The sequence below is a fragment of the Psychrobacter sp. AOP3-A1-26 genome (assembly GCF_052378235.1).
Classification (GTDB): domain Bacteria; phylum Pseudomonadota; class Gammaproteobacteria; order Pseudomonadales; family Moraxellaceae; genus Psychrobacter.
The window spans coordinates 24,598-35,541 of sequence record NZ_JBQSXN010000028.1 but is presented as its reverse complement, the minus strand read 5'-3'; the positions used below and the strand labels follow the sequence as shown (position 1 = coordinate 35,541).

At 43.0% G+C, this 10,944-nt stretch carries 7 protein-coding genes and 1 pseudogene; 4 read left to right on the top strand and 4 right to left on the bottom strand.

Features of this window, described 5'->3' with window-relative positions:
• Both ACT3TU_RS06790 and ACT3TU_RS06785 read left to right on the top strand, forming a co-directional pair.
• Window positions 1-493 (top strand): annotated as a pseudogene (locus tag ACT3TU_RS06790) (DNA polymerase III subunit gamma/tau); the annotation flags it as partial.
• A 234-nt stretch (window positions 494-727) separates the two neighbouring features.
• Window positions 728-1,627 carry a LysR family transcriptional regulator gene (locus ACT3TU_RS06785; protein WP_192528717.1) on the top strand — a complete coding sequence of 300 codons (900 nt, stop codon included), beginning with the start codon at window positions 728-730 and terminating at the stop codon, window positions 1,625-1,627.
• A 102-nt stretch (window positions 1,628-1,729) separates the two neighbouring features.
• Here the strand turns inward: ACT3TU_RS06785 and ACT3TU_RS06780 are convergent, their stop codons facing one another.
• Both ACT3TU_RS06780 and ACT3TU_RS06775 read right to left on the bottom strand, forming a co-directional pair.
• Window positions 1,730-2,911, bottom strand: a complete 1,182-nt coding sequence (locus tag ACT3TU_RS06780) for an aspartate aminotransferase family protein (RefSeq protein WP_192522430.1) — start codon at window positions 2,909-2,911, stop codon at window positions 1,730-1,732.
• A 40-nt stretch (window positions 2,912-2,951) separates the two neighbouring features.
• Window positions 2,952-3,143, bottom strand: coding sequence for a DNA gyrase inhibitor YacG (locus ACT3TU_RS06775; protein ID WP_192522431.1), 192 nt, complete (start codon window positions 3,141-3,143; stop codon window positions 2,952-2,954).
• Between the two features lie 105 nt (window positions 3,144-3,248).
• Here ACT3TU_RS06775 and ACT3TU_RS06770 point away from each other — a divergent pair, with 105 nt between their 5' ends.
• Window positions 3,249-3,929: a DUF938 domain-containing protein gene (locus ACT3TU_RS06770; RefSeq protein WP_192522432.1), complete on the top strand. Its 681-nt coding sequence runs from the start codon at window positions 3,249-3,251 to the stop codon at window positions 3,927-3,929.
• A gap of 73 nt (window positions 3,930-4,002) precedes the next feature.
• Here ACT3TU_RS06770 and ACT3TU_RS06765 read toward each other — a convergent pair whose 3' ends face one another.
• Window positions 4,003-5,397, bottom strand: a complete 1,395-nt coding sequence (locus ACT3TU_RS06765; protein ID WP_192522433.1) for an ABC1 kinase family protein — start codon at window positions 5,395-5,397, stop codon at window positions 4,003-4,005.
• A gap of 449 nt (window positions 5,398-5,846) precedes the next feature.
• Window positions 5,847-7,196 (bottom strand): phosphoribosylamine--glycine ligase, encoded by a 1,350-nt coding sequence (purD, locus tag ACT3TU_RS06760; RefSeq protein ID WP_192522455.1) that lies wholly within the window; start codon window positions 7,194-7,196, stop codon window positions 5,847-5,849.
• 289 nt (window positions 7,197-7,485) lie between these two features.
• On the opposite strand from purD, the gene ACT3TU_RS06755 reads away from it, so the two are divergent.
• Window positions 7,486-10,884, top strand: a complete 3,399-nt coding sequence (locus ACT3TU_RS06755; RefSeq protein WP_444784184.1) for an NAD-glutamate dehydrogenase — start codon at window positions 7,486-7,488, stop codon at window positions 10,882-10,884.
• Window positions 10,885-10,944: the final 60 nt, after the last annotated feature.

Genomic DNA, 10,944 nt, shown 5'->3' with positions numbered 1-10,944 from the left:
TGAACCTGTTGTTGAGCCTGATGAAAATGATTCTCAGTTAATATCGCAGCCTGATGACCCACGTACTTTGCTACGCTGTGCACCGCAAGAATTGGTAGGTGAGTGGACACCAGAGAAATGGGATTATTGGTTACAAACGGCTCGTGAGGCGGGTAGTTTGGCTTCAGATGAATTGGCACTCGCACGGCAAGGTATGATGACAGGTAACTGTAATGGTCAAGCTATCTTTGTCACTGCTGTAGATAGCAAGCATTTGCAAGCAACTTTCGAACAGCTAGCTGCAACTTTGCAAGAACAATTCACGCAGGCTGATATTAGCTTACAAATCGATGGCAGCGTCATGCAAGCTGAAGATAAAACACCTGAACGCCGTCAAAAGAAACGACTGGAACAAGCCAAAACTATGGCAGAGTCAAAATTGCTCAATACACCCGTGATGCAGTATTTGACTGAACGCGGCGAAGGAAGAATGGGTAACGTTCAGTTATATTAAACAATCAAAAAAACCATTGTTAATATAACTTAAAAGTCTGTATAATTGTTAGCAACAATGTTCATATAAAATATCAAGGTGATGCTAGTCTATCGTCTTGATATTTTTGTTTTTATTGCTAATTAAAGTGATAGGCGCAGATGGAAGAGATGTTTTTATTAACTGTGAGAACGTCCAAAATTCGTTATAATGGTTAAGTTATATTAATAAATGAAACGCAGCTTAGGTGAAAGTATGTTGGATAATTTACGCGGTATGGCTGTGTTCGCCAGTGTGGTCGGACATGGTTCTTTTAGTGGTTCAGCTCGTGAGCTTGGTATTACCACCAGTGCAGTCAGTCAGCAAATTCGCTCTTTAGAAAACGAGCTGGGTGTGGTGTTATTGCATCGCTCAACTCGAAAGTTGAGCTTAACAGAAGCTGGTGAAAGTTTTTATGAAGCCGCAAAGGATGTGGTCAGCGCCGCTGAGCAAGGCCGAATCAAAGTCAATCAACTGCGTGATGAGCTGGCTGGTAGCTTACGGGTGGCGACAACACCTGAGCTTGGCGTGCACCATATTTTGCCCGCTTTATCGACTTGGATGTCAGCGCACGACGACCTAAGTATTACTTATTTCGCAGACAATAATTATATTGATATGATTGATGAGCGTATCGATATTGCGGTACGTATGAGTCCCAATATTAATGATTCAACGTTGAGTAATCATCCGTTATCGGATGTACGTCAAATGTTGGTCGCTTCACCACAATACTTGCGTCAGCATAAGAAAATTGAAACTCCCAAAGATTTGGCAGACCATCAACTGATTTGTATTGATATTATGAAGGATGCCAATCAAATTGAGCTTACTCAGACTGAGACGGGTAAAAAAACACGTATTAAAATGAACTCACGTATCCATACCAATAACGTCTTCATGGCAATGACTATCGCCAAAGAAGGTCACGGTATCCTTAGAATGATGGAAATGGATGTCAAAAAAGAATTGGAATCTGGCAATTTAGTAGAAGTCTTGACCGGCTACCAGATGCCAAGTTTCGTACTATATGCTGTCACCTTAAATCGTGAACAGCAGCCTGCGAAAATTACGCGCTGCTTAGAAGTATTAAAAAAATACTTTCATGCCAATTAAGTTTAGCTTTACCTAATCTTACTTTTAAGGTAGCAGAAAAAAAGCCTATAGATAATATGTCTATAGGCTTTTTTATTTTCAAGCTTGGATTGAATCAGCGGCTTAAAATGATGGTTTCAATAAGTCAACCAAACGTTCAACCACTTGTGCGCTTTCATCACGGCTCATATTGAGCGGCGGCAATAAACGAATGACGTGACCACCAGTGACGTTAATAATCAGTTTTTGCTCATCACGGGCGCGATCAACCAATTGGCTACAATCCAACTCTTTAGGCAAAGCAATCCCAATCATCATTCCAGCACCGCGGCTACTGACGCCATATTGTCCCAGCACATCGACCATGCTGTCGCGAATAAACTGTCCTTCAGTGACTGCATTATCCATCACATCGCTATTTGTGAGCACTTCATAGACGCTATGGACCACACGGCTGGCTAATGGCGTGCCACCATAAGTTGAGCCATGACTACCGGCACCGAACAAACCATTAGCGCGACCGCGCACCATGCAAGCACCTACTGGGAAACCATTACCTAAGCCTTTTGCGGTCGTCAATACATCAGGGCGAGCATTGCTATGTTGATAAGCGAAATACTTACCAGTACGGCCGTTGCCTGTCTGTACTTCATCAAGCATAAATAGCCAGTTATGGGCATCACACTCTGCTTGTAACTCTTCTAGATAAGTAAAACCATTAGCTGCTGTATTGAGACCGCCTTCACCTTGAATGGGCTCTACAAAAATGGCGCAAATCTCATCATGGTCTTGAGCTGCTTGCTTAATCGCGGCAATATCACCAAAGGGCACACGGATAAAGTCATCATCCAAGGTGTAAAAGCCTTCGCGCGCTTTAGGATTGGCAGTGGCAGATAGCGATAATAGCGTACGTCCGTGGAAAGATTGTTCCATCACGATGACTTTTGGGCGTTTAAACCCTTGCTGATTGGCATATAAGCGCGCCAATTTTAATGCCGCCTCGTTTGCTTCCGCGCCACTATTGGCAAAGAATACACTGTCCATTTGTGCTGCGTTACACAACGCTTCACCAGCGCGCTCTTGCCAGTCGATACCAAATAGATTGCTGGTATGCACCAAAGTAGCCGCCTGCTGTTGAATAGCGTCAGTGACTTGAGGGTGGCAATGACCTAGTCCGCATACGGCAATACCGGTCAGCGCATCTAAGTAAGGGGTATCATCTTGGGTATACAGCCAACTGCCTGAACCGCGTGTAAAGCTGATGGGTTGGCGGCTATAAGTGGGCATCAGGTAAGTAGCAGACATATAAAACATCCTTAAGATGATAAGTTAATAAAGAAAGAGGTTATAGTTCGTCAGAAAAAGGCGTGGTTTCTGCAGGTAAAGTGTAGTCTTCATTTGCCCACGCGCCTAAATCAATAAGTTTGCAATGATGACTACAAAATGGCTTATATTTATTGTCCTGCCATGCGGTCTGAGTACCGCAGCGTGGACAAGGATAAGTCTTAGGTGAAGTGTTCGGGGTAGATTCAGTCATAGTAAGGGGGGAAGCATCCTAATATCATTAACGAAAGCAGTAAATTGACTATATAATAGCATGTGGCCGAATAATGGCAAAAGACAAATACCTTAAGGATAGTAGATGACTGATAATATCGAGCTTACGCATCAGCAACAGCGTGCGTTTCAACCAGAGAAGCTTTCGGCACCGCGTGATTTTATTATGCCAAACATAATTAACAAGAATAAGAATAATAGTCCTTTGATATTAGAAATTGGTGCAGGGAAGGGTAAGCACGCGCTTAGTTTTGCCGCAAAAAATCCTGATAAGCATTTGATTGCAATTGAACGTACGCGCAATAAATTTGACGCTTTCGCCAAACTGGCGGTGTTACAAAATTTACCGAACCTAAATGCAATCCATGCTGATGCGATTGCATGGATTGTACATGCCATTGCACCCAACATCCTGGCTAAGTTATTTATTTTGTATCCTAATCCTGAGCAGCATAATCCCAATCAGCAGTGGTTAAATATGCCATTTTTTGAGTTTCTATTATCGCGCTTAAAAGTAGGCGGCGAGATAACCTTAGTAACCAATATCGAAGCCTATATGGACAATGCAGAGCATCAAGCCACCAAGCTATGGTGCTTACCAAATACTCGTGGTCAGGTGTCAACTGACAGTCAGCGTACGCACTTTGAAGTGAAGTATCTAGCAAGGGGAGAGATCTGCTGGGAGCTTAATATGCGTAAGCCAGAGGGTTATAAAACAAGGTTCGATAATTGGCAGATTAATATGACAGATGACCATAAGAAATAGCCTAAGCGAATAAAATCAAAATTAAAAAAACCGCCCCTAAAGGACGGTTCAAAAATTACACAACCTTTTAATACTATAAATAAAGTTTAACTAATTTATTAGAATCAGTATGCGTGTCAAGAACTGTTAAAAAAGTATATGCGCCGATAAACTTTCGACTAATAAACATAAATTCTTTTGGCGGAAGATTAAACTCAAAAGATTGCATAGCCTGTGTTGCCTCAGTTGAAAGGCGAGCATGCAATTTACTGTTTGCCCAAATATAACGATACTGCTCATCCAAACATTCAGCTGGGATATCGGGGTTTGTAGCTGGATCACTAAAAGGTTCAGTCGCTAATAAGAATAACGAAGCGATATCAGAACGTACTTTATCACTCATATCGTCAAAGAAGTCATAGCCAGTCATAGCTAATATCATCGCTTGGTGGTCATGATGGTAGCCAGCCTTTAATAATCCATGAGCAATGGTCAATAGGTTGTCGTCAAACTGACGGATAGCACCAAAATCAAGTAATACTAATTTATCCGTATTATCTTCGTTGTCACTAACACGAACCGAATAGTTGCCAAAATTGGGGTCCGTTTGCATTTCACCCCACACGAAAATTTCTTGCATCATGATTTCAATAGCCGCTTGGCCAATCGCATTACGGCGCTCGTGGGGCAATAATTGCAGTGCGTCAGAGACGATACTGATACCTGGCTCATAAGACATGCAGAGTAGGCGTTTTGTTGAATAAGTACGGTTGATTTTGGGCACCACATAACGTGGATCATTGCTTAAGCGCTCATAAAAACGTTCTGTAGTAGCGGCTTCTGCTTCGTAATCGACTTCATGATGGAGTAGGTCGCGTATTTCCTCAAACCAAGCGTCGAGCGCACGCGTCTGCGGGACAATATTGCTCACTCTCAATAATTGCTTAAATAACGCAAGGTCAGAGTTGATAGCATCAGCCACACCCGGATATTGAATTTTTAACACAACTTGCTCGCCAGTTGCAATTACTGTAGCGCGGTGAACTTGAGCAAGAGACGCTGTTCCGATAGGAATTGTATCAACGTCTAACTCTTTCAACTTTTCACCTAATAATTGGCGCAGGGTTTGTTCCATTGTTGGCCATGATAAGGTAGCCGTATCATCGTTCAGCGTTTGCAAAGCACGCGTGATTTCTGGTGGCAATATATGTTCGCCATAAATCGCTAACATTTGACCAATTTTGACAACCGAACCTTTTAGCTTACCTAGCTCTTCTGCGAGATAATTTGCTTGTGCTTCCATAAACGCTTGGTTACGTGCTGTGCGTGCTTCTTTATTTAAGAACATGCCTGACACGCTATTACCAGCCCAACGGCGACCAATATTTAAAGACGTTTTGGCAATCGACATTCGACGCTCAAACCCTGAGGTTTTTAAGTTGTCGATTGATTGCTTATTATTAGAAGGTTTAGACGTATCATTTGCCATAAATATAATCATTCATCCGGTTGGTATTGATTTGTGGGTTCGAAACCTACAATACAAGAGAGATGTGATGCACGGGTACAAAATTGTATCATATAAAGTGCATTTGGTTGATGAGCCTAAGCATACTGACCACAGTTAGTTTGTAAGCTAACTTATGATCGTGACTATTGTAGTCTTTTAGATTCTAAAACGGTGGTGTTCAATCTCATTAACTACTTTTATGCTCATTCTAACATTAAGCAACTGACTATAGATTTATATACGCTGGTTTGAACAGAGCTAACAATCTAAAATAAGTTTGCTGTAATTCAGCTATATTAAAAATAGACATCAAAAGTGATAGCAAAAATAAGACCTAGCATTATGCTAGGTCAAATAATAAGAATTCAGTATAACTTAACCAATCAGTAAGATTGAGCGACTACTTATTTTAGTTAATTTCTAATGATTTATGATGCGTCTTCACGGGTAATAGCGTGATGCCCAATATCGCGGCGGTAGTGCGCGCCATCAAAACTAATCGCACCGGTAACTGCTAATGCTGCTTGCTGTGCATCTGAAATATTATCTGCTAAGGCTGTCACGCATAATACACGTCCACCATTGGTTACCACTTCCTTCTCATTGCTTAATGCTTCGTTAGAAAGCGCATGGTCATTAGAGAACGCCGTGCCAGCATGGAAAACCTTTACGGTTTCTTGATTATCAGCATCTAGTTCTGGCAAGCCTGAAATAACATCACCTTTTGACGAGGTTTCAGGATAGCCTTTTGAAGCAACGACAATACCAAGAGCAGGGCGCTCATCCCAGTTGGCTTTGGCAGGTAATCGCCCTTCTAACCCTTGCGTGACCAAATCAACCATCGACGACTGCAGACGCATTAAAATAGGCTGGGTTTCTGGATCACCAAAACGGCAGTTAAACTCAATCACATAAGGGTCGCCTGCATCATCAATCATGAGGCCAGCGTATAAAAACCCAGTGTAAGGGTGACCAGCAGCGTTCATCGCATCAACCACGGGCTGAATCACTTGCGCCATGACTTTTTCATGCACTTCTTGAGTAACGACTGGTGCAGGAGAATACGCACCCATACCGCCAGTATTTGGTCCAGTATCGCCTTCAAACGCACGTTTATGATCTTGGCTGGTTGCCATTGGTAAGATGTTTTCGCCATCTATCATACAGATAAAGCTGGCTTCTTCACCTTGTAAGAACTGCTCGATAACCACACGGCTACCAGCATCGCCAAATTTATTGTCGGCAAGCATATCATCGATTGCTTCATGCGCTTGCTCAATCGTTTCTGCAACGATAACGCCTTTACCTGCTGCAAGGCCATCCGCTTTAATAACAATAGGTGCGCCTTGCTCATCAATATAAGCCTTTGCTGCGGCTGCATCGGTAAAACCCTGATAAGCGGCCGTTGGAATATTGTTGCTTTCCATAAACTCTTTGGCAAAAGTTTTTGAGCCTTCTAACTGTGCACAATAAGCAGTTGGCCCCCACGCTTTAATACCAGCATCACGGCAAGCATCAACAATACCAGTAACTAAGGGCGCTTCTGGCCCAACGATGACCATATCAATGGCGTTGTTCTTACAAAAATCGATGACCGCACTGTGTTCATCAGTACTGCTACTGCCTGAGCTCTCTAAAGTGACGTTTTGGCATTTAGGTTCAAGGGCAGTACCCGCATTACCAGGCGCAACATAGATATTTTGTACGTTATCGTCTTTCGCACACTGCCATGCTAGTGCGTGTTCGCGACCACCTGAGCCAATCACCAAAATATTCATCATACGTCTTGCCCTTAGCATTAAAGTTTATAATGAGTGAGTCACACACTCTTAAATATACTGGCATATTCTAACAAAAAACTCGTAGCGATTGCCATGAGTATCCACCTGCCAGCAAGTATTAGACTACATTAGAGGCTTATTATCTCATTATTAAAGGTTATCGACATATTGCTAATCTATGAAATGATTTTGTAAGCTTTAGCTATGGCAATAGGTGCGTTACACTCTTAACAGGGAAGTGATGAAATAAGATTCATGACCCTTCATAACCAAAAGGATTGGTGTTATGTCAAACACTTCGCATACGGACCAAAAATGTGCTAATACAAATAATCTGAAAAATAAAATGGATACAGAACCAATGAACACAGAATCATTGCTGCGCGAACGTTTCTTAGAGTATATCCCCGCTGCGCATCAGGCGCATTTTGATGAAAAAGTTGCCCATGAAGACATTGAGCGACTGATGAGTCTAACCGACACAAAAACGATGATCTGGCATTTATACCAGTCAGAGTCAGATAACCAAAACCAGCTACATTTAAAGCTATACGGGAGTCAGCAGCCAACCACGTTGTCCGATATATTGCCAGTCCTTGAAAACTTTGGTGTATCAGTCATAACCTCAAAAAATTATATCTTTGATGTAGCAGAGCAACCAGTTTGGATGCAAGAGTATGAGCTTATCTTAGCTCATGTAGATACTGTTGATATGCAGGTAGTACGCAGTCAATTCGAAGACAGCTTGCAGGAAATATGGGCCGGGCGCGTTGATAATGACAGCTTTAACGAGTTGGTACTGACGACTAAGCTCGATACTTACGAGGTAGTCGTACTACGTGCTCTGTCGCGCTATATGCACCAAGCGCGCGTAGGATTTTCCATTCGTTATATTAAACAAACAATGATTAAAAATAGTGCGATAAGTGTACTATTGGCTGAATTGTTTGATGCAAAAATGAATCCTGAGTACGGTGCTGCAAGCGACGAGACTCGTACTAAAAAGATAGCACAGATTCAAGAACAAATTACGACTGTATTAACCGCCATTGATAGCCTAGATGAAGATCGTATCTTGCGTTGGTATCTAGACTTGATTAATGCGATGGTACGAACGAACTTCTATCAGGTAGACAATGAGGGTCAACGTAAAGACCGGCTGTCCTTTAAGTTCTTGGCAGCAGAGATTCCTAACTTACCAAAACCCAAGCTGATGTTTGAGATATTTGTTTATTCACCGCGTGTTGAAGCGGTACACATGCGTGGCGGTAAGGTCGCTCGTGGTGGCTTGCGTTGGTCCGATCGTATTGAAGATTTCCGTACAGAAGTCCTTGGTCTTGTTAAAGCACAAATGGTCAAAAATGCGGTGATTGTACCGGTTGGCTCAAAAGGCAGTTTTATCGTTAAAACAAAAACGATGGCCGATGGTCGTGAAGCCTTCCAAGCGGAAGGCGTTGCTTGTTATCAGGCGTTCCTACGCGGCATGCTGGATGTAACAGACAATATCATTGATGGAAAAATTGTCCCGCCAGCTAATACCGTGCGTCATGATGAAGATGATCCGTACCTAGTTGTCGCGGCGGATAAAGGCACAGCAACCTTCTCTGATATCGCCAATGCGTTATCAAGCGAGTATAACTTCTGGCTTGATGACGCCTTTGCTTCTGGTGGCTCGGTCGGTTATGACCATAAAGCGATGGGTATCACAGCACGCGGTGGTTGGGAGTCGGTCAAACGTCACTTCCGTATGCGCGGTATGGACATTCAAAATCGTGATGATTTCACCGTCGTTGGTATCGGCGACATGAGTGGTGACGTATTTGGTAACGGTATGCTCAGATCTACGCATACCAAATTGGTCGCCGCCTTTAACCATTTACATATTTTTATTGATCCAAACCCAGATACTGTAGTATCTTTCGCAGAACGCGAGCGTTTATTTAAACTGCCGCGCTCAACGTGGGAAGATTATGAACAAGCACTGATCAGCCAAGGTGGCGGCGTGTTCTCGCGCCAGGACAAAGTAATCACTATTAGCCCTGAGATGAAAGCAATTTTTGATATTGCTGATGACAGCTTAGCACCTAATGAGCTGATTAGTGCATTATTGAAATCACCAGTTGACCTCGTTTGGAATGGTGGTATTGGTACTTACGTGAAAAGTGCTAATGAGACCCATGCAGATGTTGGAGATCGTGCCAACGATGCGGTACGTGTCAATGGCGGCGAGCTACGTACCGCGATCGTCGGCGAAGGTGGTAATTTGGGCTTTACTCAGCAAGGTCGTATCGAATACGCACAAACAGGTGGGCGCATTTATACCGATGCTATCGATAACTCGGGCGGCGTTAACTGCTCAGACCATGAAGTGAATATCAAGATATTACTGGGTAAAGTGGTCGAACAAGGCGATATGACTTTAGAGCAACGTAATGAATTGCTTGAGAGCATGACGGATACGATAGCAGAATTGGTACTACGCCAAAACTATCTACAACCTCAAGCCATTGAGCTTAGTCAGATTCGCGCTGCAGCAAACCTGAGCGATCATCAACGTATCATTCAAATGTTAGAGAATGAAGGGCGTCTTGACCGTGCTATTGAGTATCTACCATCAGATGATGAGATTACCAAACGTCAAAAAGCGGGAACAGGCTTAACCAATCCTGAGCTGGCCATCATTATGGCCTATGGCAAAATGTGGGTTTATGACCACTTATTATCATCAGACTTACCCGATGCGCCGTACTTCATCAATGAGTTACGCCAATACTTCCCTGATGAGCTTGCCGCGCGATTCTTTGATGAGATGACTGAGCACCGCTTACATCGTGAAATTATCAGTACCTATTTGACCAATAATCTGGTCAACCGCTTAGGTATCGAAATCATCTTCCGCTTATTTGAGGAAACCGGACAAACACTTGCCACTATTGCTCGTAGTTATGCGATTGCCCGCGATGTGTTCCACGTCTCAAAAGCTTGGGAGCTTTTAGAGTCTCTTGATAACCAAGTAGATGCGACGTTATTGCTGGAGCTTGAGCTCAATCTGCGTGATGCCCTCGAAAACGGGGTGATTTGGTTTATCAATACCTTTGGTCAAGATCTACAAGTGGCCGATATGATTAACCGCTTTGAAGACAGTGTCGAAAATCTGACTAAATCAGGTGGCTTTATTGAGCAACAATTCTCAGAATATTTGCAAAAAGACACCACCAGTCTGATGGAAGAAGACGGCCTTTCTGCTACTGATGCTGCCATGTTTGCGATGTTGCCATACCATGTTGATGCACTCGATGCCGCATTATTGGCAGAGCAGTACGAGCGGCCAGTTGATGAGATTGCAACCTTATATTTTGAGGCCTATCATGTTTTACAACTCGATTGGATGATGAATAATACTGCCAACTTACCGCAGCAAGATTACTGGGATCGCCGTGCCCGCCGTGCACTGGTCAAAGAAGTGTCTCGCAGTTTAGGTATGCTGATGGATAATTTATTAGGTCAACCTAATGCCAAACAGGCCTTTGATGATTGGAAGTCACGGCATGCCAGCCAGCTTGAAGCTATCGGCGCCGAGATGGGGAAACTCAATGGTCTTTATAATAGCAGTGATGACAATCAAGTCGGCTTATCAACATTATCCGTTATGATGAGTGAGCTCAGTAGTTTAATCACTAAATAAGAGTCACTAAATAGAAATAGAAAAAGCCATCTTCATATATGAAGATGGCTTTTTATTTTG